The sequence below is a fragment of the Actinomadura rugatobispora genome (genome assembly GCF_055379765.1).
In genome coordinates this window covers 2,403,966-2,429,123 of record NZ_AP029191.1, presented here as the reverse complement: position 1 = coordinate 2,429,123, position 25,158 = coordinate 2,403,966, and the positions used below count along the sequence as shown (strand labels likewise).

The window sequence follows — 25,158 nt, the reverse complement described above, 5'->3', positions numbered from 1 at the left end:
CGGGACACCGCGTTGAGGCGGCCGCGAGGCGCCCGGTGCCGGGCGGTACGGCGTTGACGCAGGTGGTGGACGGAAGTCAGCCGTCCCGAAAGTATCTTGCGGCGAACGGCCAGAAGTGGCCGAGGAGTTACGAAGCGGCTACGGAGATCATCCGTTGCCGCCACCCAGGAGGGGCCGCGGGGCGAGACGGGCCGGACGGGCCGGATGGGGCGGTGCGGGGAGGCGGTCGCCCGGTCTCGCCGGGGGGGTGGGCTTCCCATGGCCGACCGAGCAGCGTTCTAATAATGGGTCATGACCGTTGACGCTGAACTTCCGGCCGGGGTCCCCGGCATCGACGTCCCCCGGTTGGCGGACTGGCTGGCACGCACGCTCCCCGGCACCGGCCGGATCACCGCGATCGACCTGATCGCGGGCGGGCGGTCCAACCTGACCTACGGGATCACCCTCGACGGCGGCCGCCGCGTCGTGCTGCGCCGCCCGCCCCTCGGCCACGTCCTGCCGACCGCCCACGACATGGGCCGCGAGTACCGCGTGCTGTCCGCCCTCGGCGGGGGCAGCGACGTGCCGGTGCCGGCCACGCTGGCGTTCTGCGACGACGAGGAGGTCATCGGGGCGCGCTTCTACCTGATGGACTTCGTGGACGGCCGGGTCCTGCGGTCCAGGGACGACGCCGCGGGCATGACGCCCGAGCAGGCCGCCGCCCTCAGCGAGCGGCTGGCCGAGGCGCTCGCCGCGATCCACACGGTGGACCTGGCGGCGACCGGCCTGGAGGACTTCGGGCGGGCCCAGGGGTACATGGCCCGCCAGCTCAGGCGCTGGGGCAAGCAGTGGGACAGCTCGCAGGAGGCCGTCCGGGCCACCGGCGCCGAACGCGACCTGCCCGAGTACGACCGGCTCGTCGCGCGGCTCGCCGAGCGCATCCCGGAGGGCGGGGACGGCCCCGCGGGGCTCACCGGGCTGGTGCACGGCGACTTCCGGCTCGACAACGCGCTGGCGCGGCTGGAGCCGCGTCCCGAGATCGCGGCCGTGGTCGACTGGGAGATGTCGACGCTCGGCGACCCGCTGTCCGACCTCGGCCTGACCCTGGTCTACTGGGCGGAGGCGGCCGACTCCGAGAAGGTGATCCTGCCGGTCGGCGGCACGATCACCATGGCGCCCGGGTTCCACTCCCGCCGCCGGTTCGCCGAGCGCTACGCGGAGCTGAGCGGGTTCGACCTGGGCGCGCTGGACTTCTACGTCGCGTTCGCCTGCTTCAAGCTCGCCGCGATCCTGGAGGGCATCCACGCCCGCTACCTGCAGAAGGCGACGGTGGGCGAGGGGTTCGAGAAGATCGGCGAGGGTGTCCCGGTGCTGCTGGGCCGCGCGCACGACATCCTCGACGCGGGCTCGGTCTGGTGAACTGAGCCGGCGTCCGGCCGCGGCCGGACGGCCGGACGGGACGCGGGGCCGGGCGGGCGGCGGATCGCCCGGCCGGCCCCGTCCCGTCTCAGCAGTAGGAGACGGAGGCCGAGCCGCCGGGCGAGAACGACACCGAGCCGCTCCGCTTGCCCCAGCACCAGCCGTTGGTGCGGGACACCCGGACGCCGGTGGACTCTCCCGCGCCCAGCCGTCCGGAGCCGCCCGCGCTGAGTTCGCCCGAGGCCCCGGTGACGGTCCAGTTCACCGCGCCGCCGACCGCCGTGATCCGGATGGTGCACGACTCGTTCACGCCCATGCTGCAGCCGGCCACCGACAGCGTGCCGGGCCGCGGCGGTCTGGGCTTGGACGTGGTGGGCCGCGGCGTGGGCGACTCGGTCGTCGGGGTCTCCGACGGCGACGGGCTCTCCGACGGCGAGGCGCTGGTCGAGGACACCGACGGCGACACCGACTCGCTCGGGTCCACGCCGCCGGGGAGGGACGGGTCCGGGCCGGGACCCGACGGGTCCGCCGACGTGCCGGGCGACTCCGGGCCGGTCGCGCCGGTGTTCTCGTTGGCGCCCGCCCCGCCGATGGCGGTCATCGCGACCGCGACGAGGGCGATGGCGGCGACCCCGCCGCCGATCGCGGCCACCAGCCGGCCGTTGCGGCGCCCTCCGGCGGCGCCGCGGTCGCGGGCGCGCGGCGGGGGCGGCTGGTAGGGGACGGGCCAGCCGCGGGCGGTGAACGGCTCGGCGTAGGCGGCGATGGCCCGCCGGTTGTCGGCGCGGTCGGCGGCGGTCGCCGCGGTGAGGACGTCCAGCCGCAGCTCGCCGGGGATGGCCGCGATGGGCAGCACCGCCAGCAGCCGGTCGGCGGGCAGCGGCGGGGTGTCCCGGCCGCCGCAGGTGGGGCAGCTGTCCACGTGCCGGATCAGCGACCGGGCGGCCTGCGGCGCCAGCGGCCACGACTCGGTGAGCGCGGAGACGCTGGGGCAGTCCTCCCAGTGGTTCTGGGCGATCAGCGCGGCGTGCAGCGCGATGCCGAGGTCCTCGAGGGTCTCGTCGAGGAGCTGCGCGGCCTCGTCCGGCGGGATGCCGAACAGCCCGGCCAGGTCGGTGGCGTCCAGCTCGTGCCGGGCCGCCAGGTCGATCGCCTCGCGCTGGCGTCCGCTCAGCGCGGCCAGCGCGCTGTGCGCCAGCGCCCGGCGCTCCTCGCGCCGGGAGAGCTGCTCCTCGGTGAGGTCGCCGTCGTCGGCCTCGGGCGCCTCCTGCCCGGTGTGCCGGTTCGGGCTCTCCCGCCGGCGCATGCACTCCTTGCGGGCGAGCGCGTACAGCCAGCCGCGCAGCCGCTCCGGCTGGCTCAGGCGGCCGACGTGCTCGCGCGCCATGATCAGCGTGTTGCGCAGCGCCCCCGCCGCCTCCACGCGGTCGCGCAGCAACCCGTGGCAGTAGTCGAAGAGGAACGGCGCGTAGGTGTCGTAGACCTCGGTGAGCGCGATGACGTCGCCGGCACGCAACGCATCCGCCAGCCGAGGATCGTCGAACTGACCGGGACCTGGCCCAGCGGACACGGGAATCGCCCCCAGGTGATCGGTGATCTCGGATTGCCCCCGAGGAGGCCCTGACGCTTGTCATGGCGCTCCGGTTGCCCGATCTTGCCACCAAATAGGAGAGATTTCTGCATCTTGTGGGATTCGTGTGACCGGTGTAACACGGCCCGTGGTCATAACAGCACGTCACGGGCCGGTTTCTGAATACATGACGAATCGGAAAAACTTCGGGGAGGCGGAGGTATGGAGCGTTCCGTACAAAACGACCCCCGGAGGTCCGGGGGTCGTCGCCTTCCACCAAGCCGGGGCGGCCGGCCCAGGTCGGCCCTGCGCTCAGCCGCCGGGGCCACCGGGCTGGCCGCCGCCGTCGTTGTCACGGCACTCCCAGCTCACGGCCGCCGAGCCGCCGGGTGAGAAGGAGACCGAGCCGGTACCCGAGCCGCCGTCGCAGCCCGGACCAGATGCCATCACGGTCGTCGACGCGCCCGCGGCCAGCCGCCCGCCGCCGCCCGCCTGGACGCCGCCACTTCTGCCGATGACCGCCCAGTTCACCGCTCCGCCCACGGCTTGCACCGTGATGGGGCAGGCCCGCTCACCGCGTTCGATGGTGCAGCCCGACACCGACAGGGTGCCGACGGACGGACGGCTCGACGACCTGGTCGGCGTCGGCGTCCGGGACGCGCGCGTGCGCGTCGGGGTCGGCGTCGTCACCGTCGGCGTCGGTGTCGGGGACGTGGTGGTCGGGGTCGGCGTCGGCGACTCCGACGGCGACTCCGACGGGTCGGCGGGCGACTCCGACGGCCCCGGCGCGGAGGAGCCCGCGCTCGGGCCCACGGCGCCCGTGCGGTCGTCCGAGGAACCCGGGAGCACCATGAACGCCCCCACCGCCAGGACGATCACCGCCGCCGCGGCGGCGATCGCCGGCCACAGCCGCGGCGTCCCGGACCGGCGCGGCTCTCCGTCACCGCCACCGCCGCCACCACCACCGGCGGCGGCGCGCTCGGCGGGCAGCGGCCAGCCGTGCCCGTCGAACGGCTCCGCCGCGTACGCGATCGACGCCAGGTCGCCCGCGTAGGCGGGGTCGGTCGCCGTGGCCAGGATCCGCCCGCGCAGGTCGGCGGGCATCAGCGCGACCGGCAGCGCCTGCAGCAGCCCCGCCGTGGACACCGTGCGGTGCCGCCGCTCGGTGCACGTCGCGCACGTGTTGATGTGCCGGATCACCTTGCGCGCGACCGCCTGCGGCAGCGGCCACTCGCCGCCCTCGGTCAGCGCCGCGACGGCCGGGCAGTCACCGCGCCCGTCGCGGGCGATGACGACCGCGGCGAGCGCGCCGTCGAGACGGTGCCGCGCCTCGGCCGCCAGCTGCTCGGCCTCGTGGGACGGGACGCCCAGTACCCCGCCGATCTCCACGGTGTCCAGCCCGTGCCGCAGCAGCAGGTCGAGCGCCTCGCGCTCGCGGCCGCGCAGCCCCGCCAGCGCGTTGTGCACCAGCCTGCGGGTCTCCTGGCGCTGCGCCCGCTCGTCGGCGTCCAGGAACATGTCCTCGACCTCGGGCGCCTCGAAGCGCTCGGCCGGACGGTCGGGGTCGTGCAGGCGGCGCAGGCACTCGTTGCGGACCAGCGCGTACAGCCAGCCGCGGAACAGGGAGGGGTCGTACAGCCGACCGGCGTGCGCGTACGCGGCGAGAACGGCGTCGTGCAGCGCGCCGGCGGCCGATTCCTGGTCGCGCAGCAGAGCGTGACAGTAGTCGTACAGTCGCGCTGCATAACGGTCGAGGAGCTGGATGAGGGCTTCGGCGTCGTTCCCGGCGGCGAGCGAGCGCGCCAGGCGTTCGTCGTCCGCACGGTCGGGACTCGGCCAACCGGAACTGGACCAACCGGACACAAGGTCCTCCTGCGGGGGGAGACATCAGCGGCCGTTCGACGGCCTGTGAAACCACATCCGGGGGATCGCCGGGCGATCGCTCCGCGGATCTCGTCTGCCCCTGACCGGGGACTGCCCCGCCCTCGTGCGCGGGTAGGTCGGAGGCCCGACGGCCCCGCTCCCCGTCGGGCCTCCGAATACAAGACGAGCGGCGCCCGCGTCTGGTTGACACGGGTTGGCCGAGAAATCTCGGAGATTTCGGAGCCGACGGGGCCGAGAGGGAGAGTTCCAGGTCAGGGACGGTGCTGGGGGAAGGGATGGACTAGTTCTGGATGCGCCGGGAGAGCATCTGAAGGAAGATCTTCGAGATCTCCTGCGGGGTCATCGCGACCGCCGTCGCGCCGCCGGTCGCCTTCGCGATCCTCTCCAGCTCATTGCGGTCCACCCCGTCGCCGAACCCGATCATGTTGACCTGGATCGGCTTGTTGGGGTCCTTCATGTCCTCCAGCCTGGCCAGCGTCTCCTTCAACGTCGGTCCGTTGTCGTCGTCGTTCTTGCCGTCGGTCAGCAGCAGGATCGAGTTGCCGAACTCGGGCTTGTAGGTGTCGCTCATCTTCTTGTACGCGGCCAGCACGACGTCGTACAGGCCGGTGTCCCCGTCGGGCTTGGGACGCATCTGCTGCAGCGTGGACAGCACCAGCTGGCGGCGCGTGATGGAGCCGATGCGCTCGCCGAGCGGGCCGATCGACACCGTCTCCCGCCAGTCCTGGCGCCCCTGCATGTTGGTGGAGAACAGCCACTGGCCGAGCTCGGTGTCGTTCGACATCATCGCCAGGCCGCCCTGGGACACCTGCGCGATGGCCTGCAGCCGGTTGGTGTTCGGCCCGACGACCTCGGCCATCGAACCGGACACGTCGATGAGCGTCAGCATGCGCAGGCTCAGCGACAGCTTCGCCCACGACTGCATGACCGCCGCCACGTCGCTCGCCTTGGGCGCCGGCAGCTGGCGCGGCCGGGACGGGCTCACCCCGAGCCTGGCGTCGAACCCGGTCGGCGCCTTGCCGTCGGCGGCGCGGAACCCGAGCGCGCGCACGTCGTTGCGGGTCGCCTCGCTGTTCATCGCCCGCTCGAACTGCCGCGCCGCGGCGCGCTTGGCGTCGTCGTCGGCGGTCACCGCGAGGGGGTAGTCCATCGACAGCGTGCCCTCGATCGGGTACAGCGCCACCGCGGGCTCGGCCGGGCCCTTCCGGTTGTAGGTCCACAACGCCTGCTCCGACGACAGCGAGATCGGCTGCTTGCCGGTACGGCCCTTCCTGAACTGGGCGAACTGGGCGTCCACGGTCGGCAGCGTGCTCTCGCGGACGGTGCGGACGATCCCCGTGAAGATGGACTCGCGGTTGGGGTCGTTGGTGAGCAGCGTGCTGGTCACCATCAGCGCGCCCATGCCCGCGCCGTTGCGGACCGGGTCGGGCACCAGCAGCCGCACCGCGCCCTGCGGGATCATCTGGTTCTTGGTGACGCCGCCGCCCGCGGTGCCGCCCGCGGCCTTCAGCAGGTTGTCCCAGGACGGCGTCGCGGTGACGCCCTGCCGCTTGAGCTGCGACGCCAGCGTCTGCGGCAGCCCGACCACGATCGGGCTGCTGGCGACGGAGGTCTTGGTGGTCTGGACGGCGTCCTTGCCCTTCTCCGAGCTGCCGACCAGCGACGTCCACAGGGACGAGTCGGGGATCCACACGTCGGGGCGCTGGTTGGAGCCGGTCGCCACGCCCTGCCCGGACAGCAGCGTGGTGACGGCCGCCGGCTCGGACTTGGCGACGGTGGCCTGGACGCACTTGCCGCCGGACTCGTTCTTCGCGTTGTTGAAGCGCTCGGCGGCCTTGACGACGGCGGGCTGGATGTCGGGGGCGGCGGCCACGTTCAGGGTGATGGCGTCGCCGCTGTCGCAGTCGGCGCCGGCCCCCGCGAACGCGTACACGCCCACGCCGAGCAGCACCGCGAGGCCGACGGCGCCCGCCATCGGGCCGATGAGCGCGGTGGCGCTGCGCCGCTTCTTGCGGCGCGTCCCGTAACCGCCGGTGCCGTAACCGCCCGAGCCCGAGGAACTGGACGGTCCGCCCGGACCGCCGTAGCCGCCCGAGCCGCCATACCCGCCCGAACCTCCTGGGCCGCCGTAGCCGCCGGAGCCTTGGGAACCGCCGTATCCGCCCGAGCCGCCGCCCGTTCCGCCAGAGCCGCCCGAGCCGCCCGAGCCGCCCGTGCCGTACGGGCCGGAAGCGGGCGCTCCGCCGTACGGCGACGACGGCCTGCCCGGCCCGGTCGGACCGCCGTCGGAACTGCGGATCGAGTCGTACTCGCTGTACCCGGAACCGGGAGGCTCCGGGGGAACCGGAGCGCCGAGAGGAGAGGACGCCGCGCTGTACCCGCCGCTGGACGAGCCGCGGCCGAGGCCGTACCCGCCCGCGTCGGAAGCACCCGAGAACGGCGAGCCTCCCGGCGGACGCTGCACGGACCAGTCGGGCTCATCGGCGCCGCCCGGTGCGCCCGGTGGTCCGGCCTGATTCTGGGGGATGGGCTGCGCGGGCCGGCCCGGCGGCGCGCCGAACCAGTCGGAGGAACCGTCGTTGGCAGGACCGAAGACGGGCCTGGACGCGTCATGCCCGTCACCGCCCGGCGGCTCGTCCGGGATGTCATTTCTATGACGTCCACTCACGATTGCCCTCGATTCACCCGAATCCCTCGATGTTCCCCGGCACTGTAGTAGTACGAACGGAAGGTTACAAAGAACTCATATCGGAAGACCATGCAGGTCATCCGCTTGACTCTGTAGGATCCGACGATCGCCGTCGGTGTTGTCACGCACCGCGTTCGAAGCCGTACGCGACGGCACGGCAACTTCCCGCCCCGGCCGGGCATCAGACGGACGAGGGCTCCAAGGGGGACGGAGCGTCTCGCCCGCGAGGGCGCGCGGCCGACGAGGGGATGCCGTGAGCGACACAGAAGTGCCGCAGGAGCAGCCGCGGCAACAGCCGCGATCCGCGGAGCGGAAGGCCGTCCCGAAGCCGGCCTTCCGTGTGGAAGAGCCCGCCCGCTGGCGGCCGCTGCTGGCCTGGGCGGGCGTCGTCGGCTGGGGGAGCTGGGCCGTGCTGCGGCTGGCGGGCGGCGACCGCATCCCCGGTGTCGGCGCGGCCGCCGCGCCGCTGCTGGCCGTCACCCCGTTCGTGGTCGCCGCCTCACCGATCCCCGTCCTGGTCGCGCTGCTGACCCGCCGGTGGTGGGCGACGGCGACGGCCGCCGCGATCGCGCTGGCACTGGTGGCGTCGGTCGCGCCGCGCGCGGTCGGAGGCGGCCAGCCCGCCGCGCACGGCCCGGCGCTCCGCGTGATGAGCGTCAACCTCTTCGTCGGCGAGGCCGACGCGGACGCGCTCGTCGACCTGGTCCGGCGCGCCCGCCCCGACGTGCTCAGCGTGCAGGAACTCAGTCCCGGGGCGGCCGGGCGCTACGAGCGCGCCGGACTGTCGCGGCTGCTGCCGCACGCCGTGCTCGACGCGCGCTGGGGCGCGTCCGGTTCCGGCCTCTACTCCCGCCTCCCGCTGCGCGAGCTGCCGCCGCCCGGCCCCACCCAGATGGCCACACCCAGGGCGGCGCTCACCCTTCCGGGAGGACGCGCGGTGGAGGTCACCGCCGTGCACCCGGTGCCGCCGATCACGTCCCGGGCCTACATGGCCTGGAAGCACGACATCGAACTGCTCCCGTCCGCTCCGGGCGGGAGCGAGCCGGTGCGGATCCTCGCGGGCGACTTCAACGCCACCCTCGACCACGCCACGCTGCGGAAACTGATCGGCCGCGGCTACGCCGACGCCGCCGACCGCGCGGGCGCCGGGCTCATCCCGACCTGGGGACTCGGCGGACCGCAGCCGCCCCTCACCCTCGACCACGTCCTGCTCGACCGCCGCTGCGCCGTGACCGGATTCACCGTCCACGACGTCCGGGGCAGCGACCACCGCGCCGTCGTCGCCGAGATCCGCCTCCCCTGACGGGGCCCGGAGGCCGACCGGGCAGAATTGGAGCATGGCCGCCCGACTCGTTCCCGTCTCCGACCCGGGGGACCCGCGCCTGGCCGACTACGTGCGGCTGCGCGACGTCAACCTGCGCAAGAGCCTGGAGACCGAGCACGGGCTGTTCATCGCCGAGGGCGAGAAGGTCATCCGCCGCGCCGTCGGCACCGGGTACCCCGCGCGGTCCTTCCTGATGGCCCGCCGCTGGGTGGAGCCCCTCGCCGACCTGCTCGACACCGTCGACGCCCCGGTGTACGTCGCCGACGACGCCACCGTGGAGGCCGTCGCCGGATTCCAGGTCCACCGCGGCGCGCTCGCCTCGATGGAACGGCTCCCGCTGCCGCCGGTCGAGGACACCGTCGCCGGGACGCGCCGCATCCTCGTCCTGGAGGACCTGGTCGACCACGCCAACGTCGGCTCCATCTTCCGCTGCGCGGCCGCGCTCGGCATCGACGCGATCGTGCTGTCGCCGCGCTGCGCCGACCCCCTCTACCGGCGCGCCGTGAAGGTCTCGATGGGCGCCGTCTTCGCGATCCCCTACGCCCGCATGACCAACTGGCGCGACGGACTGGACGCGCTCCGCGAGGCGGCCGGGTTCACGCTGCTCGCGCTCACCCCCGACCAGTCGGCCGTGCCGCTCGACAAGGCCGCCCTCGGCGAACGCGTCGCGCTGCTGCTCGGGGCCGAGGGCGACGGGCTCTCGTCACGCTGGCTCGCCGAAGCCGACGAACGCGTCTGCATCCCCATGAGCGGCACGGCCATGGCCAACGGCGTCGACTCCCTCAACGTGGTCGCCGCGGCGGCCATCGCCTGTCACGCCCTGATGCGCTCCTGAGCCGCCGCGCTCACTTCCCGAAGAGGCCGCGGCGGGGGCGCCGGTGGTGGCCCTTGGACCGTCCGGCCGCGCGGGCCGTCCGCGCCGACACCGGAACGGTCCGGCGGCGGCCCAGCCGCAACTGCGTCATCAGCAGCGAGAACGCGACCAGCAGCGCGGCCAGCCACGCGATCTGCGTGCTCGCCATCCGCTCGAAGGTGAGGTCCTGCGCGACGGGCGCCGTGTTGTTGCGCAGCCGGCTCTCGGGGGTCGGCGCCGTCTGCGGCGCCACCGACGGGCTCGGCGGTGCGATCGGCGGCAGCGCCACCTGCGGGCTCGCCGGAGCGCTCGGCGTGTTGAACGAACCGTTCGGCGTCGGCGGCGCGTACGAGGACCCCGACCCGGACCCGCTTGACCCGCCCGAGTCGTTGTCGTCATCGTCCTTGTCGGACGACTTCGTCGGCGTGGGCGTCGGCTTCGGCGTCTTGGTCGGCGTCGGCTTCTTCGTGGGCGTCTTCGTCGGCGTCGGTGTCGGCGTGCTCACCGGCGTGTACGTGACCGTGCTGGTGGCGACCTTCTCCTCGGTGGTGGAGGAGTCGACCGTGAACGTCACCGTCACCTTGGTCGTCTTCGTGATGTCCTTGGGCACCGTCACCGAGGTGAGCGGAATGACCTGGCCATCGTCGGCGGGGGTGAGCTTGGGCGTCAGGTCGCAACTCGGCACGCACGCGCCCTTGAGGTTGATGTCGACGCCGGTCGCGGGCTCGGCGACGGCCGTCAGCGACGTGACCTTGACGACCTCGGCGTCACCGTTGACGGCCTTCACCGACGCGGGCAACTCCACGATCGTCCCGGCCCTGGCCTCCTTGGCCGCGTCGAGCACGACCTCCAGCGCGGGCTTGAGGTCGTCCTCGGGGGCCGCCGCCTGGACCTGTGCGGCGCCGACGGCGAGGATCGCCGCCGTGCCGAGCCCGATGAAGACCGGTTTGCCTGTCGACCGGGGAAGCACAGCCCCAGCACCTCCGTCGCGCCGTCGCGTTGGTCGCAGCAATCATGCGAACACGGATGGGTGGGTCAAGGCAACCCGTCGTCCGCATCTTCATACGATCAGATGAATTCTTCCTGCAGATCCTCGATCTCGGCGCGCGGCGCCCAGCTCTGCCACACGCCGTGGTCGATCCGGTCCAGGCCGAGATGTTCGGCGACCGGGGCGCGGCCCCCGCTGTACTCGACGCGCAGCCAGCCGTCATGCTCGCCCACGACGACGAACCGCTCGCCGCGCCACCGGCAGATGGTGCGGATGTACCGCAGCTCCTCCACCTCGGAGGCCGGGACGACGCGACGGAAGCGGCCGGGACGGAGCTCCTCGAAGCCGTCGGTGGGCTCCGGCGTGTAGAGCCGGATCTCCCCGTCGGCGCCGGGGGACGCCTCGAACTCGCGGCCGAGCCAGCGCGCGAGGTAGCCGTCGCGGATCACTGTGCCGCCCCCTGTCCGGCCTGGCCTTCCCAGCCCTCCTGCCAGCCCGGCGTGCCGGTCTCCGGGCGCAGCCAGGCGAGCCGGTCGGGATCGTACATCGCCACGAACCGCTCCGTCCGGTCCTCGGCCAGGTAGTACATCTCCGCGCCGTACGGCAGCCGGACGCTGTCGACCTTGTACTCGCGGATGGAGCCGGCGCTGCCGGGCGCGAAGCCGCCGCCGTGGAACGGCGCGCGCTCGATGACCCAGCCGTCCTCGCCCCAGGCCGCCAGCTCCTCCTCGGTCTGCCCGCCGAACGGGATGCGGTACAGGTCGGGGCAGTACGCGGGCCAGCGGATCACGTGCACGCCCTGGTCGCCGGGCTGGAACGAGGAGTCGTCGTAGAGCAGGCCGAGCGCCTCGTACAGCTGGATCGGCGTCTGCAGTTCGGCGACGTCGGAGGTGGGGTGGACGAAGCCGCCGACGCGGTCGTAGCCCTGCTCCAGGTACCACTCGACGTGCCGGTGCGACACGACCTTCTGCATGATCGTGGGATGGGCGACGCGGTCGCCTTCGGGTTCGGGCAGCGGTGCGGGCGCCGGGCGTTCCGGCTCGGGCGCGGGCGGCGGTGCCTGCGGTCCGGGGGCGTCCTGGTCGTGGACGGCGGGCAGCGGCACGTCGGTGGCCGTGGCGCCGGCGACGGGGTGGGGCGTGTGCGCTTCCGGCGGCGGCTGTGCCGCCGGCGGGTGCGGCTGCTGCTGCGGAGCGGCCGGTGCCGCCGGAGGGGGCGGGACTTCGGGGCGCGGCTGCACGAGCCCGACCCGCACGGCCCATTCGCTGAGCGCCTGCACCTGGTCGCCGCGGAGCGACGCGCCGATGCGGGTGCCCGTGTTGAGGAGCATGGCCCAGTCGACGTGCGGCCAGGAGCCGATGAGCTCGCGGAAGTCGGCGTACACGAACCGGGACTCCGGGAGCACCTCCCGCAGCCGGACCAGCGAGGTGAACACCCGCACGGCCGAGTCGCCGCGCAGCGCCGCCTCCCAGCGGAACTCCCGCTGGACGGGGGTGACCTCCAGCGGCGCGTCGGCGGGGATCGGGACCAGCACGTTCGCGGCCAGCAGCACCCGCAGGAACGCGTCGGAGTCGCCTGCGAGCGCCGCCTCGTACAGCTCCTGGTCGATGCGGTTGCCGGGCTCGAACTCGGCCTCCGGCGGCGCGGGACGCGTCTCGGGCGGCGGGTCCTCGGCGCGGATGGGCTCCGTCGGCGTGGGGGCGGGCGGTACGGGGGCGGGCGGTGCGGGGGCGGGCACGTCCTGCGGTTCGGCCGCTTCGGGCTCGGGCGCCGCGGGGGCGTCCGCCGGTGGGGGGACGGGCGCGGCGGCGTCCTGGGGCAGCGGCTCGGGCGCGGGCACCGGCTCGGGCAGCGGTTGCCGCGGTGGCTCCGGCTGCGGCTCGGCCTTCGCCTGCGCTTCCGGCTGCGGTCGCGGTTCCGTTTCCGGTTCCGGCTGGGCGGCGGGCGGCGCCGCGGCGGCGGCGTCCGAGCGCGCCGGGCCGCTGAGCGCGCGGGCCTGCTCGCCGGGCATCGTCGCGTCGATGGGCGTGCCGGGGTTCAGGACGAGCGTCCACTCGGTGTCCGGCCAGGCCGACACCATCTCCAGCAGGCTCGGCATCACGAACCGCGACGTCCCGATCGCCTCGGTCATCCACTTGAGCGAGGTGAACAGCTGGATGGAGACCTTGCCGTGGACGGGGACCGGGCGCCACGGGAACTCGGCGCCGTCGGGCGCGATGCCCCACGGCGTCTCCTGCTCGGCCGGGACGAGCACCTGCGCGCCCAGCAGCACCTTGAAGAAGGCGTCGGTGTCGCGGCGCAGCGCCGCGTCGAACAGCCGCTGCTCGACGTCGTTCTGCGGCTCGAAGGACTCCGACATGCGGCGGGCCGCGCGCTGGTCCGCCCAGGTCGCCAGGCCGGACAGCTGCTCGGCCAGGATCGTCCCGCCCGCGGGGGAACCGGAGTTGATCGCCAGCGGCCGGTCGCGGTCCGGCCAGTAGCGCAGCACGACGGTGAACGGCAGCGTGATGTAGTCGGTGCCCGCTCCGGCGGTCGCGGCGGCCTCCACCAGGCGCTCCCTGGAGGTGAACAGCGGGATCACCGTCGCCCCGTCGATCTCCCGCGTCTGCCACGGGAACCCGGGACGGCCGGGCCGCAGCAGGTAGTCCATGTCCTCCGGGATCGGCAGCAGCACCTCCGCGTCCGCCAGCGTCTGGAGGAACAGGTCGTGGTCGTTGTTGGCGGCGGCGCGCAGCAGCGAGCGCTCGACTTCGTTGGCGGGACGGAACTCGGGCCGCCGGGGCTCCGCGCGCGGCAGGTCGCGGTGCTGCTCCTGCAGTTCCTCCCAGGGCGCCCCGTCGGCACCGGCGGGCGCCGTGGCGGCGGGGGGCTCGGTCGCGTCCGCCGGGATGGCGGGGGTGTCGAGCCGCGTGGCGTCGGCGGCGTCGGGCGGCGGCACGGTCGTGTCGGCGCCGAGCGCGGCGGCGACCCCGCCCTCGGGCAGCTGCGACAGGCCGTCGGGCGGCGCGTCCGGAGCGGGCGCGTCGGGCGCGGGCGGCGGTACGGCCGGGGCGCCTTCCTGCACGGGCACGCCGGGCTCTGCACCCACCGGTGGCGGCGGCGTCTGAGCAGGCGGGGACGGCGGCTGCGCGTTGTGCTCGCGCTCCACCGCGTCGAGCGGAGCCGACGGAACGGGCGGACTCGGCGGGCTCGGCGGAGCCGCCGGGACGGGCGGGGCGGCGTGCTTGCCCAGGCCCTTGCCCGCCGCGTGCGCCGGGGCCCGCCGGCCGTCACGCAGCGGATCGGCCATGCCCCGGCCGACCTTCGGCGGACGGCTGTCGCCCTCCACCACCTGCTTGATGAACCACGACGGCAGGCGCGACTCGATGGGCAGCACCACCTCGTCCGCCCCGCGCGCCGGCGCGTCGACCGCCAGCCACCACCGGGTGTCCGGCCACGTCTCGGCGAGGTCGCTGAACCTCAGCGTCAGGAAGTGCCGGTACGCCGGCCCGAGGCATTCCCGCATCGCCGCCGCCGAGGTGTAGGCCAGCACGTGCGTGCGGCCCTCCTCCTCCTGCACCGGCCAGGTCGCCTGGGCCCGGTCGGCCAGCACCTCGTCGGCCAGGTCCGGCGGCACCGGGATCACCAGTTCGCTCTCCGCGAGGACGCGGAAGTAGCCCTCCTGGTCCCCGGCCCGCACCGTCTCCTGTAGTCGGCGCTCGAGTTCCGACGTGGGTCGCCACGCGTCGGCCACGATCGCCACCCCCTGTATCAGTCACGCCTGCGTCAATCCCGCGCCGCCGTCGCGCCGCCCTCGTCCGAGCACCGCCGGTGACCCGGCGAGGCTCAATCCTGCCCGTCCCGGGCCCGATGACCGGGCTCTTGACGCGCAAGTTACGGACTCGCCTTACGCTACATGGGCGAACAGGACCAAAGTGCCCCCGGCGACGCTCCGCCCGGCGGACGATCCGCCCCGCGCACCGTCCGGCGGCCGGGGAACGAGCCTCAGCCGCGCGGCTCCCGGACGAGCTCGGCCAGCGCCCGCAAGAGCCGGTCGACGTGCTCCTCACCCGTCCCCAGTCCGAAGCTGGCGCGCACCGCCGTGTCGCCCTCGCCGCACCCAGCGCCGTCCGCGGCGGCGCCGGAGAGCAGGTGCCCGACGAACGGATGGGCGCAGAACTTCCCGTCCCGGACACCGATGCCGTACGACCCCGACAGCGTAAGCGCAGCGTCGCGCGCGTTCCACCCGTCCACCACGAATGACACGATCCCGACGCGAGGCACGCCCGTGCCCCACAGCGTCAGCTCCCGCACGCCCGGCAGCGCGGCGATGCCGCGGCGCAGCCTGGCCAGCAGCCGCTCCTCCCGCCGGACCAGCGCGTCCCAGCCGGTCGCGGCGAGGGTGTCGCAGGCGGCGGCGAGGGCGATGGCGCCCAGCACGTTCGGGGTGCCCGCCTCGTGCCGCCGCTGCGCGTCCGCGGACCAGCGGACCCGGTCGCCGTGCGCGCTCACCGAGTCGCTGGCGCCGCCGCCCTTGAGGAACGGCTCCGCGGCGCGCAGCCAGTCCGACCGGCCCGCCAGCACCCCGGCGCCGAACGGCGCGTACAGCTTGTGCCCGGAGAAGGCGACGTAGTCCACGCCGAGCGCGGTCATGTCGAACGGCCGGTGCGGGACGTACTGGGCGGCGTCCACCGCGATCCGCGCCCCGTGCCGCCGCGCCGTGCGGGCCAGCTCGGCGATCGGCCACACCTCGCCCGTCACGTTCGACGCCGCCGTGACCACCAGCAGCCTCGGCCCGGCCGGCGCCGCCGCCAGGGCCCGGTCGGCGGCCTCGATCGCCTCGGCCGGGTTCGCGGGGGCGGGCAGCCGCACGGCGCGCCGCCAGGGCAGCAGGCTCGCGTGGTGCTCGGTCTCGAACACGACGGCGGTGGTGCCGGGCGGGGCCGCGTGCGCGAGCAGGTTCATCGCGTCGGTGGTGTTGCGAGTGAAGACGACCGCCGCGCGCGTCCAGGCCCCGAGGAACCCGCGTACGGTCTCGCGCGCGCTCTCGTAGGCGTCGGTGGTGACCTGCGAGGCGTATCCGGCGCCGCGGTGCACGCTGCTGTAGTACGGCAGCGTGCGGGTGACGGCCTCGTGCACCGCCTCCAGACAGGGGGCGCTGGCGGCGTAGTCGAAGTTGGCGTAGGCGATGCTGCCGCCGTCGTCCAGGGGGACCGGCGCGCCGGTCCCGATGACGCGCGGGAGGTCCGGCTCGTGCCGGGGGACGCTCGGCTCACGCGGCGGTACGGGGGTGCGGGGCGCCGGAGCGGACGGAACGAGCGTGGAGATACCGGCGGACGACATGCGTGCGACCCTCCCAGGGTCCCGGGGACCCCATGGAGTGTCCGGCCCTGACGGCCGCGACCGGGTGGGATCCGCGCTTGCCGGGACGCGGGTTCGCGTCCGGCCAGGTCCTCACCCGGGGCACCCCATCGCGGACGAAGGGTTGCCGGTCAGCAAGCCGGGGCTTGTCGCTGACGCTCATGACCTAATGCGGAAGTATATGCGGGTGCCGACGGGGAGCAAAGAGAGGGATGCGATGAGGAACGCGGCGGTTCGAGCGCTGACCGGGGGAGTGCTGGCGCTCGGCGCTCCCGGGCTGCTGGGCGGGTGCGGGCTTCTGGGAGGCGACAACTCCGCCCAGGTCTGCGCCGACACCAGGAAGGCGTTCGAGCAGTACATCACCCAGGTCAGGAGCGTCGCCGCGAACAAGCCCGAGCAATGGAAGCAGGCCACCGAGCAGCTCGCCGGAAAGGTCGAGGGGCTGTCGGGCCAGGCCGAGAACCCCGAGCTCAAGAAGGCGCTGAAGGAGGAGGGCGGCCGCCTGCGCGGGGCCGCCACCTCGGTCGGAACGGGCGACGCCGCCCAGCTCAACACGGTGATCACCCAGACGCCGCAGCGGATCGGCCGCGCCTGCGCCTGACCCGCCGCCCCTGGCGGTCGAGCGCGCGGCGGCCGAGCGTGGCACCGTGCCGAGGCGCGTCGTCTCGGGTGACGAGGAAGGGGCCCGGCGTTTCCGCCGGGCCCCTTCTCTCATCCGCGTAGTCGGCCGGGATCGGTGCCGCCGCCCCCACCACCGGGGTCGCCGGGATCGCCGGGGTCACCGCCCCCGCCGCCGGGATCGCCCGGGTCACCGGGCTCGGGCGGCAGCGGCAGCTCGGGGCCGTCGTCGGTGGGCGGGGTCGAGGGCTCGCGGCCGGGCCCCTCGGAGCCGGGCGGGCGCGACGGGCCGGGCCCGGTCGCCGGCGGCCCGCCGGGACGGTCGGACGGCTGCCCGGAGTACCCGCCGCCGGGGGTCACCGACGGCGACCCGAACGACTTCGGCGAGTAGTTCATGATGGAGACCGCGTCCGCCATGAAGGTGCGCCACACCTGGGCCGGAAGGGCACCGCCGTACGTCCCGTACCCGGGGATGTTCAGCGGCCTGCTGTCACTGCGGAACATCGACACCGTCGTGGCCATCTGCGGGATGAACCCGTTGAACCAGATCGCCCGGCCCGCGTCGGTGGTGCCGGTCTTGCCCGCCACGTCGCGGCCGTCGGCCAGCTGCGCCCCGGTGCCGGTGCCGCCGCGGACCACCTGCTGCATCGCGTACGTGGCGTCCCGCGCCACCTGCTGGCTGAAGACCCGCTCGCCCTTCTCGGTGAACGTGCGGGTGTGCTCCTTGTTGTCGGTCACCGACTTCACCACGAACGGGGTGCGGTGCTGGCCCTCGGAGGCGAACGTGGCGTACACCCCGGCCTGCTGCACCGGGTGCACCGAGATGACGCCCAGCGGGAAGGTCGGCGCGGTGTTGGCGCCGTTGGCGGTGAGCTGGCTCCTGGGGATGCCCATCTTCTCGGCCATCGCCGTCACCTTGTCGAGGCCGACCTTCTGGCCGATGTGGATGTAGGCGGTGTTGACCGAGTTCTGGGTGGCGCCGACCAGGTTCACGTAGCCGAAGCTGCGGCCGCTGTCGTTGCGGACGGGGGTGCCGGCGAAGTACTGCGGCGAGGACCCGTCGACCGAGTCGTACAGCTTCATCCCGTCGTCGAGCGCGGTGGCCAGCACGATCGGCTTGAACCCGGACCCGGCCTGCGCCCAGTCGCCGAACGAGCTGCTCAGCGCCTCCACCAGGTAGTCGCGCCCGCCGTAGAACGCCAGCACCTGCCCGGTCGCCGGGTCGACCGACACCATCCCGGTGCGGATCTTCTTGCTCATCCCGGCCGGGGCGTTGGCGGTGACCGCGCGGCGCGCCGCGTCCATCAGCCGCTTGTCGAAGGTCGTGGTGATCTTCAACCCGCTGCGGTTGATCTCGTCCTCGCTGTAGCCGCGGCGCTCGATCAGCTCCTTCTTGGCCACATTGACCATGTAGCCCTTCTGGCCCTTGAGGATGTTGGTGATCTTCTGCTTGACCGGCATCGGGAAGGTCATCGCCGCCGCGTCGGCCTGGGTGACCGCGCCGTCCCGGACCATGTTGTTCACCACGGCCCGCCAGCGCTGCTCGGCGTAGACGCGGTTCTGGCCCTCGGGCTCGGCGAAGTTGCTCGGCTGCTGGATCGCCGCGGCGAGGAAGGCGCCCTGCGCGGGGGTCAGCTGGCTGACGTCCTTGCCGTAGTACGCCTTGGCGGCGGCCTGGACGCCGTAGGCGTCGCGGCCGAAGAAGATGGTGTTGAGGTACTGCTCGAGGATCCAGTCCTTGGACTTCTCCCGCCCGACCTTCAGGGAGACCATGATCTCCTTGAGCTTGCGGGTGACCGAGCGCTCCTTGCCGATGCCGCCGTAGTAGTTGCGGACCATCTGCTGGGTGATGGTGGAGCCGCCCTGCAGCTGCTCGCCGGTGACCGTGGACCAGAACGCCCGCCCGGTGCCCCGCACCGAGACCCCGGGGTCCTCGTAGAAGCTGCGGTTCTCGGCCGCGATCACCGCGTCGCGCACGCCCTCGGGGATCTGCTTGATCGGCACGGCGTCGCGGTTGGTGCCGGTCTTGGCGATCACCGTCTTGCCGTCGGCGTAGTAGAACGTCGGGCCCTGCGCGATGGCCTGCTGCTGCGGGGAGGGGACGGGCGTCAGGAGATAGGCGACGCCGAACGCGGCCACCGCGAACCCGAGGAATGCGAGAACGGCGAACAGGGTGCGGCGCGCGTAACGGACGGGCCTGCTGCGCTTCTTCTTGGGCGGCTTCTTACCGCCGCCCCCGCCCTTTCCGGGGGCGCTGCCCGCGCCATTGCCCGCGCCCTTCTTGCCGCGCCTGCCCTTCTTCCCGGGAGGGGCGTCAGGGGACGCGGCAATGGGGGAGGCGACGGTGGCGGAGGGGTCTTCGGCCGGGGGCTCGGCGGGGGCGGAGCCGTCGGAGGTCGCGTCGGAGCCGCCGGCGGGGGCGGGCTCGGCGGGGGCGGGGGAGAGGGGCTCCGAGGGGGCGGGGGCGGGCTCGTCGAGGGGGGCCGGTGCGGTCTGCGGCGCGGCCTCCGCCTCGGTGGCGGGTTCGGTGGCGGGGTCGGCGGCGGGCTCGGCGGCCTCGCCGGTGCCGGTGGTCTCGGTGGCCGCCTCCTGCCCGTTCAGGACGGGGGCTTCGAGGGCGTCGACGGGCTCGAAATCGCGGGTCGTACCGGAATCGGAGCCGAGGCCGGTGCCTTCGTCCAGGTCGGGGGCCTGGTCCGGGAGAGGCTTCTCGGACGGGTCCGTGACCTCGTCCCGGGGAGCGTCCGTGCCGGTGGTGTCGTCGTCGACGATCGGGGTTCCGTCGCGGACGGTCTCGCCGAGGGGCGGGTCGTCCGGAGGCGTCTCGTCCTCGGGCGCCGCCTCGTCCCTGGGCGCCTCGTCCGCCGGGGGGTCGTCCACGGGAGTCTCGTCCGGAGGTGTGTCGGCCAAGGTGGCCTCGTCCGCGGGGTCGGGGTGGTCGTCGGTGCCGGTCCCGGTCGTGCCGGGGACGCCGTTGTCATTCATGTTCGCGGCGATGTCGTCATTCTCGGATTTGTCGGATTTGATGTGGTCCGGGGCGGTGCCCTTCACCCTGCCGCCCGCGGCCGGGCCCTCATCATTACTGCTCACAAGCCCCCCGTGATTCATTTGTTACCGACGATACCCGAGGGGTTCGCCGGGTTCGGCGGGTCAAGCGCACTGCCATGGCTTTCCCTCAATAAGGACGGCCCGGAAGCCCGAACGGTTGTCGTGATCGTTACCGGGCCTCGTTTCCGTGCCCCGCTCCCGGGGCGCGCGGAACGCCGGACGGCGGGCCACCCCTCCGGATGCCCCGCCGTCCGATGTCGCGGAACCGCGCCAGGCGCGCTCTAGGCGGCCGTCACTTGGGCACGGTGCCCAGGATGTCGACCAGGAAGACGGTGTGGTCGGTCCCCTTGATCCCGGCCTGCGGGTTGCCCTCCTTGCCGTACCCGTCCCCGGGCGGCAGGAGGAGCATCACGCGGCTGCCGATCTTCTGCCCCTGCAGGCCCTTGAAGAAGCCGGTCATGCCCTCGGTGGCGTTGAGCGGGAAGGTGGCCGGCTCGCCCTTCTCCCAGCTGGAGTCGAACTGCTTGCCGTCGCGCCAGATCAGGCCCTTGTAGTGGACCACGGCCACGTCGTCCTTGGTGGTGGCCGGTCCCGTGCCCTCGATCAGGGTCTTGACCTGCATCTTCTCCGGCGGGTCGGCCTTGGGGATGGTGACCTTGGGGCCCTTGCCCGGCTCGACCGCCCCGACCGTCGGCAGGTCCTTGTCGTCGAGCGGCTTCGGGGTGCCCTTGGCCTCGGCGTTCTTCGGGTACGAGGCCAGCACGTCCACCACGAAGACCACCGAGTCGCCGCTCTGCAGGCCGAGCTGCTGGCCCTGCTCGCCGAAGCCCTCCTTGGGCGGGATCTCCAGGATCACCCGGCTGCCGGCGGTCTGGCCGGCCAGGCCCTTGTCGAGGCCCTTGAGCTCGGTCTTGCCGATGGTCATCGGCAGCACCTGCTGGCCCGCCGGGCGCTCCCAGGACGAGCTGAGCTTCTTGTTGGTGCTCTCGTCGGGCTTGTCCGGGTCGGTGCTCTTGGCCCACTGGTAGAAGGTGAACTTCACCAGCGTGGTGTCCCCGTTGGCGATCTTGGTGCCGGTGCCCTTGATGGGGGTGGTGACGTTGAGCCGCCCGGTCGGCTGGAGGTTCTTGGGAATGCTCACCTTGGGCGCCGAGCCGAGCGCCCCGGTGGCCTTGATCTCCGGCCCGGGACGGCTCAGGTAGTCGGGGACCGAGTCGGGGAGGAACCGGTGCCCCTGGGTGTAGCTGATCGCCCAGGCGACGGCCACCACGGCGACCACCGCGACGGAGATCCCCGCCATCCGCTGCCGCTTGGCCTGCGCCGCGGTCTTGCCCGACGGGCGCGGGCCGCGGCTGCGGCTGCCGCCGCTGATCCCGTGCGGGGTGAACTCCGGGCTCCGGATGTTCTTGGCGTTCGGCAGCTTGGCCTTGGCCTTGACCGTACGCTCACCCCGGGGCTTGTCATCCTCGGACATGTTTCCTCACTCGCTCCGGGCTCGACGACACCACGAGGTCACACCCTGCCACCGTGGACCTAAGAAGGCTGTGAAAACAGGGCAAAGAAGACCGGCCCAATGTACCGGCTCCGACGCAATCTACCGGTCGGGGGAGTCGAGGACCCCGTTCAGGAAAATCGCGGTGATGGCGGAGCTGGCCTCCTCGACGCCGAGCCGGCCGCGGATCACCCGTGACACCGCGCCCTCCAGCAGCGCCACATAGATCTCGATCATCGTGGCCACGGAGACGTCGCCGCGGAAGGAGCCCTCGGCCGCGCCGCGCTCGAACAGCCCGCGCATCGGCTCGATCAGCTCGCGGTCGAGCTTCCTGGCGTCGCCGGGCGTCTTGTGGAACAGCTCCAGGGCCCGCCATTTGCCGGCCGCCCCGACGAACGCGCGGGTCAGCCGGGCCAGGCCCTCGGGCACCGTGGCGGTGTCCAGCCCGGCGTCGGCGACGCGCGCGGTGAGGTCGGCGAAGGCGGCGTCGTACAGCGCCTGCCGCAGTGCCTCGCGGTTGGGGAAGTAGCGGTAGAGGGTGGCCCGGGCCACCCCGGCGGCCTCCGCGATGTCGGTCATGCTCGCCGACTCGCCGCGCTCGGCCAGCACGGCGGCCGCGGTCTCCAGCAGGCCGGTGGCCACATGGTCGCGAAGGGCGGGACTCCTCATCATCATCACGGCCGACTCTATCTCCCTGTCCCAGTATTTGACAGCCTTGTCTCTAAGATGAGACATTCTGTCTCGCTACAGAGATGTGATGACAAAAGATCTGATGGGAGCCTCAGGTGGCCGCGTACTTCTACCGGCTGGGCCGGTTCGCCTTCCGCCGACGGCGCTGGGTCCTGCTCGTCTGGGTGCTGCTGCTCGGGCTCAGCGGGACCGCCGCCGCGACCCTGTCCGGGCCGACCGACAACGCCTTCTCGATCCCCGGCACCGAGGCGCAGCGGGCGATCGACATGCTGGACGAGCGCTTCCCGCAGGCCGCCGGAGGCGGTGCCACCGCCCGGGTGGTGTTCGCCGCCCCCGAAGGGCGGCGGCTCACCGAGCCGTCCGCGCGGGCGGCGGTCGGGCAGGCCGTGGCCGCGCTCAGGGCGGGGCCGCAGGTCGCCGCCGTCCAGGACCCGTACCAGGCCGGTGCCGTCAGCGCGTCCGGGGCCGTCGCGTTCGCGCAGGTCACCTACCGCGTCGGGGCCACGGACCTGAGCGAGGAGGCGCGCGCCGCGCTGGAGCGGGCACCCGACCCCGCCCGCGCCGCCGGGATCCGGGTCGAGATGGGCGGCGACGCGACCGAGGCCGAGGGGGGGCCAGCACCTCATGGAGGTCATCGGGGTGCTGGCGGCCGCGGTGGTGCTGGTGGTCACCTTCGGCTCGCTGGTCGCCGCCGGGCTGCCGCTGCTCACCGCGCTGCTGGGCATCGGGATCGGGGTCACCGCGATCACCGCCGCCACCGGGTTCACCGACCTCAGCTCCTCCACCCCCACGCTGGCGATCATGCTGGGGCTGGCCGTGGCGATCGACTACGCGCTGTTCATCGTCTCCCGCTACCGGCAGGAGCTGGAGTCCGGCGGCGACCCGGAGGAGGCGGCCGGACGGGCCGTCGGCACGGCCGGGACCGCCGTGATGTTCGCCGGGCTCACCGTTGTGATCGGCCTGGCCGGCCTGACCGTGGTCGGCATCCCGATCCTCACCGAGATGGGGCTGGCGGCCGCCGCCACCGTGGTCGTGGCCGTCCTGATCGCGCTGACCCTGCTGCCGGCGCTGCTCGGCTTCGCCGGCCCGCGCGTCCTCGGCCGCCGCGGCCGGGCACGGCGCTCCGCGAACCCGGACGCCGCCGGCGGGTCCCGGGCGGCGGCACGAGGCCCGATGGGCATCCGCTGGGCACGGCAGGTGACGCGGCGGCCGATCCCGTTCCTGCTGGCCGCCGGAGCCGTGCTGATCACCCTCGCCGTCCCGGTGACCGACCTGCGGCTCGGCCTGCCCGACGACAGCATCTCGGCGCCCGACACCACCCAGCGCCAGGCCTACGACCTGCTCGCCGAGGGCTTCGGCCCCGGCTTCAACGGACCGCTCACCCTGGTCGTGGACGCCGCCCGCAGCGACGACCCGCGGGCCGCCGCCCGGCACGTCGGCGACGTGGTGTCCCGGACGCCCGGCGTCGCCGCCGCCCGGCCCGCCGCGTTCAACCAGGCCGGCGACACCGCGCTGATCACGGTGATGCCGCGCAGCGGGCCGAGCGAGCAGGCCACCACCGACCTGGTCGAGCGGCTCCGCGGGCAGGCCCCGGCGATCCGCGCCGCGACCGGGGCGTCCATCGCGGTGACCGGGCTGACCGCGCTCAACATCGACATGTCCGCCACGCTGGCCGACGCGCTGGTGCCCTACCTGGCCGTGGTCGTCGGCCTGGCTCTGGTGCTGCTTCTGCTGGTGTTCCGGTCGGTGCTGATCCCGCTGAAGGCCACCGCCGGGTTCCTGCTGAGCGTCGCGGCCACCTTCGGCGCGGTCGTGGCGGTGTTCCAGTGGGGCTGGGCCGGGGCGCTGTTCGGCGTCGAGCAGACCGGCCCGATCATCAGCGCGCTGCCCATCTTCCTGATCGGGCTGGTGTTCGGGCTGGCCATGGACTACCAGGTGTTCCTGGTCACCCGGATGCGCGAGGCGTACGTGCACGGCGCGGACCCGAAGGAGGCGGTGGTCACCGGGTTCGCGGACGGAGCGCGGGTGGTGACGGCCGCCGCGATCATCATGGCGGCGGTGTTCTCGGGGTTCCTGCTGGCCCCCGACCCGCTGGTGAAGTCGATCGGGTTCGCGCTGGCCGCCGCCACGCTGTTCGACGCGTTCGTGGTGCGGATGACGATCGTGCCCGCGCTGATGACGCTGATGGGCCGCACCGCCTGGTGGCTGCCGCGATGGCTGGACCGGCTGCTCCCTGGGATCGACATCGAGGGCGACTCCCTCGCGCCGGCGCCCGCCGCCCCGCCGGGGCCGCGCGAGCCGGAGGCCGCGGCCCAGGGCGCCGGGACCCGGGGCGGTGCCCAGTGAGCGCCGACATGACCGGTAAGACCGTGGTGATCACCGGGGCCAGTTCCGGCATCGGCGCCGCGGCGGCCCGCCGCCTCGCCTCGATGGGGGCCGACGTCGTCCCGGTGGGCCGCTCGCCCGAGCGCACCGCCGCCGTCGCCGCCGGGCTCGGCGTCGAGCCCCTGGTCGCCGACTTCGCCTCGCTCGACCAGGTCCGCCGGCTCGCCGACGACCTGCTGGAGCGCTGCCCCCGCATCGACGTGCTGGTCAACAACGCCGGGCAGCTCGTGCCGTCCCGGAAGCTGACCACCGACGGGCACGAGATGACCTTCCAGACCAACCATCTCGCCCCGTTCCTGCTCACCACCCAGCTGCTGCCCCGGCTGCGCGACAGCGCCCGGCACGGGCCGGTACGGGTGATCACCACCTCCAGCCTGGGCAACCGGTTCGGGCGGCTGCGGCTGGACGACCTGGAATGGGAGCGGCGCCGCTACGGCGGAGGGTGGATCGCCTACTCCACGACCAAGCTGATGAACGTCCTGTTCACCCGGGAACTGGCGCGCCGCACCGAGGGGACGGGGATCGAGGCCGTGTGCTTCCACCCTGACCCCGGCCCCCGGCGGGACCGTCCCGCCGGGGCGGTCGTCCCCACCCGCGACGAGGCCGAGGGCGCGACCGTGACCCAATTCGCCTCCGGGTCCCGGGCGGTCAGGGCCGTCTCGCGGACGCCGCTGCGCAGGTTGCAGCTCAACAGCGGTGTCGGTGCGAGCCCGCTGGTGTGGCTGGCCTCGGCCCCGGAGGCGGGCGGGGCGAGCGGCTCCTATTTCCACGGGTTCCAGCGGGACGCCAAGGTCCACCCCAAGGCGGACGACTCCGACCTGGCGGCCCGTCTGTGGGGGCGCTCGGCCGTGCTCGTCGCCCCCTACACATAGAAGGAGG

At 73.7% G+C, this 25,158-nt stretch carries 16 protein-coding genes, 1 pseudogene and 1 riboswitch; of the genes and pseudogenes, 7 read left to right on the top strand and 10 right to left on the bottom strand.

Annotation, left to right across the window (positions count from 1 at the left end):
* Positions 1-291 precede the first annotated feature (291 nt).
* Positions 292-1,398 (top strand): phosphotransferase family protein, encoded by a 1,107-nt coding sequence (locus ACZ466_RS10240; protein WP_378286957.1) that lies wholly within the window; start codon positions 292-294, stop codon positions 1,396-1,398.
* A gap of 88 nt (positions 1,399-1,486) precedes the next feature.
* Here the strand turns inward: ACZ466_RS10240 and ACZ466_RS10235 are convergent, their stop codons facing one another.
* The 3 genes from ACZ466_RS10235 to ACZ466_RS10225 form a co-directional block, all read right to left on the bottom strand.
* A complete protein-coding gene (locus ACZ466_RS10235; protein WP_378286958.1) occupies positions 1,487-2,914 on the bottom strand; it encodes an RNA polymerase sigma factor in 1,428 nt (475 codons plus the stop codon).
* Between the two features lie 366 nt (positions 2,915-3,280).
* The gene (locus ACZ466_RS10230) at positions 3,281-4,831 is read right to left on the bottom strand and encodes an RNA polymerase sigma factor (protein ID WP_378286959.1); all 1,551 of its coding nucleotides are present in this window, start codon (positions 4,829-4,831) and stop codon (positions 3,281-3,283) included.
* Between the two features lie 301 nt (positions 4,832-5,132).
* The gene (locus ACZ466_RS10225) at positions 5,133-7,520 is read right to left on the bottom strand and encodes a substrate-binding domain-containing protein (protein WP_378286960.1); all 2,388 of its coding nucleotides are present in this window, start codon (positions 7,518-7,520) and stop codon (positions 5,133-5,135) included.
* Between the two features lie 274 nt (positions 7,521-7,794).
* Here ACZ466_RS10225 and ACZ466_RS10220 point away from each other — a divergent pair, with 274 nt between their 5' ends.
* Both ACZ466_RS10220 and ACZ466_RS10215 read left to right on the top strand, forming a co-directional pair.
* Positions 7,795-8,844, top strand: a complete 1,050-nt coding sequence (locus ACZ466_RS10220) for an endonuclease/exonuclease/phosphatase family protein (RefSeq protein ID WP_378286961.1) — start codon at positions 7,795-7,797, stop codon at positions 8,842-8,844.
* A 34-nt stretch (positions 8,845-8,878) separates the two neighbouring features.
* Positions 8,879-9,700: a TrmH family RNA methyltransferase gene (locus tag ACZ466_RS10215; protein WP_378286962.1), complete on the top strand. Its 822-nt coding sequence runs from the start codon at positions 8,879-8,881 to the stop codon at positions 9,698-9,700.
* 10 nt (positions 9,701-9,710) lie between these two features.
* Here ACZ466_RS10215 and ACZ466_RS10210 read toward each other — a convergent pair whose 3' ends face one another.
* The 4 genes from ACZ466_RS10210 to ACZ466_RS10195 form a co-directional block, all read right to left on the bottom strand.
* Entirely contained in the window at positions 9,711-10,688 is a 978-nt protein-coding gene (locus ACZ466_RS10210; RefSeq protein WP_378286964.1) for a hypothetical protein, read from the bottom strand.
* Positions 10,689-10,786: 98 nt separating this feature from the next.
* The gene (locus ACZ466_RS10205) at positions 10,787-11,155 is read right to left on the bottom strand and encodes a hypothetical protein (RefSeq protein WP_378286965.1); all 369 of its coding nucleotides are present in this window, start codon (positions 11,153-11,155) and stop codon (positions 10,787-10,789) included.
* Positions 11,152-14,439, bottom strand: a complete 3,288-nt coding sequence (locus ACZ466_RS10200) for an SseB family protein (RefSeq protein WP_378286966.1) — start codon at positions 14,437-14,439, stop codon at positions 11,152-11,154. The genes ACZ466_RS10205 and ACZ466_RS10200 overlap by 4 nt, the downstream gene beginning before the upstream one ends.
* A 251-nt stretch (positions 14,440-14,690) precedes the next feature.
* Positions 14,691-16,028, bottom strand: coding sequence for an aminotransferase class V-fold PLP-dependent enzyme (locus ACZ466_RS10195; RefSeq protein ID WP_378286967.1), 1,338 nt, complete (start codon positions 16,026-16,028; stop codon positions 14,691-14,693).
* A 68-nt stretch (positions 16,029-16,096) separates the two neighbouring features.
* Positions 16,097-16,213: riboswitch (SAM riboswitch) on the bottom strand.
* A 50-nt stretch (positions 16,214-16,263) separates the two neighbouring features.
* Between ACZ466_RS10195 and ACZ466_RS10190 the strand changes: the two genes are divergently transcribed.
* On the top strand, positions 16,264-16,647 hold the full coding sequence (locus tag ACZ466_RS10190) for a hypothetical protein (RefSeq protein WP_378286969.1): 384 nt from the start codon (positions 16,264-16,266) through the stop codon (positions 16,645-16,647).
* A 110-nt stretch (positions 16,648-16,757) separates the two neighbouring features.
* On the opposite strand, the gene ACZ466_RS10185 is transcribed toward ACZ466_RS10190, so the two are convergent.
* The 3 genes from ACZ466_RS10185 to ACZ466_RS10175 all read right to left on the bottom strand — a co-directional run bounded on the left by ACZ466_RS10185 (position 16,758) and on the right by ACZ466_RS10175 (position 21,879).
* On the bottom strand, positions 16,758-19,754 hold the full coding sequence (locus tag ACZ466_RS10185) for a transglycosylase domain-containing protein (RefSeq protein ID WP_464043279.1): 2,997 nt from the start codon (positions 19,752-19,754) through the stop codon (positions 16,758-16,760).
* Between the two features lie 250 nt (positions 19,755-20,004).
* Positions 20,005-21,186, bottom strand: a complete 1,182-nt coding sequence (locus ACZ466_RS10180) for an FKBP-type peptidyl-prolyl cis-trans isomerase (RefSeq protein ID WP_378286971.1) — start codon at positions 21,184-21,186, stop codon at positions 20,005-20,007.
* Positions 21,187-21,306: 120 nt separating this feature from the next.
* A complete protein-coding gene (locus tag ACZ466_RS10175) occupies positions 21,307-21,879 on the bottom strand; it encodes a TetR/AcrR family transcriptional regulator (protein ID WP_378286972.1) in 573 nt (190 codons plus the stop codon).
* A 281-nt stretch (positions 21,880-22,160) separates the two neighbouring features.
* Here ACZ466_RS10175 and ACZ466_RS10170 point away from each other — a divergent pair.
* The 3 genes and pseudogenes from ACZ466_RS10170 to ACZ466_RS10160 form a co-directional block, all read left to right on the top strand.
* A pseudogene (locus tag ACZ466_RS10170) lies at positions 22,161-22,433 on the top strand (MMPL family transporter); the annotation flags it as partial.
* Positions 22,434-22,518: 85 nt separating this feature from the next.
* Complete coding sequence (locus ACZ466_RS10165) at positions 22,519-24,240, top strand: MMPL family transporter (RefSeq protein WP_464043276.1); 1,722 nt, start codon at positions 22,519-22,521, stop codon at positions 24,238-24,240.
* An 8-nt stretch (positions 24,241-24,248) separates the two neighbouring features.
* Positions 24,249-25,151 (top strand): SDR family NAD(P)-dependent oxidoreductase, encoded by a 903-nt coding sequence (locus tag ACZ466_RS10160; RefSeq protein WP_378286974.1) that lies wholly within the window; start codon positions 24,249-24,251, stop codon positions 25,149-25,151.
* The last annotated feature ends 7 nt before the right edge of the window (positions 25,152-25,158 follow it).

Excerpts from the sequence above, each read along its gene's own strand:
- ACZ466_RS10240 (WP_378286957.1), top strand. The coding sequence starts at position 292 with ATGACCGTTGACGCTGAACTTCCGGCCGGGGTCCCCGGCATCGACGTC.
- ACZ466_RS10215 (WP_378286962.1), top strand. The coding sequence starts at position 8,879 with ATGGCCGCCCGACTCGTTCCCGTCTCCGACCCGGGGGACCCGCGCCTG.
- ACZ466_RS10195 (WP_378286967.1), bottom strand. The coding sequence starts at position 16,028 with ATGTCGTCCGCCGGTATCTCCACGCTCGTTCCGTCCGCTCCGGCGCCC.
- ACZ466_RS10190 (WP_378286969.1), top strand. The coding sequence starts at position 16,264 with ATGAGGAACGCGGCGGTTCGAGCGCTGACCGGGGGAGTGCTGGCGCTC.
- ACZ466_RS10180 (WP_378286971.1), bottom strand. The coding sequence starts at position 21,186 with ATGTCCGAGGATGACAAGCCCCGGGGTGAGCGTACGGTCAAGGCCAAG.
- ACZ466_RS10175 (WP_378286972.1), bottom strand. The coding sequence starts at position 21,879 with ATGATGATGAGGAGTCCCGCCCTTCGCGACCATGTGGCCACCGGCCTG.
- ACZ466_RS10165 (WP_464043276.1), top strand. The coding sequence starts at position 22,519 with ATGGAGGTCATCGGGGTGCTGGCGGCCGCGGTGGTGCTGGTGGTCACC.
- ACZ466_RS10160 (WP_378286974.1), top strand. The coding sequence starts at position 24,249 with ATGACCGGTAAGACCGTGGTGATCACCGGGGCCAGTTCCGGCATCGGC.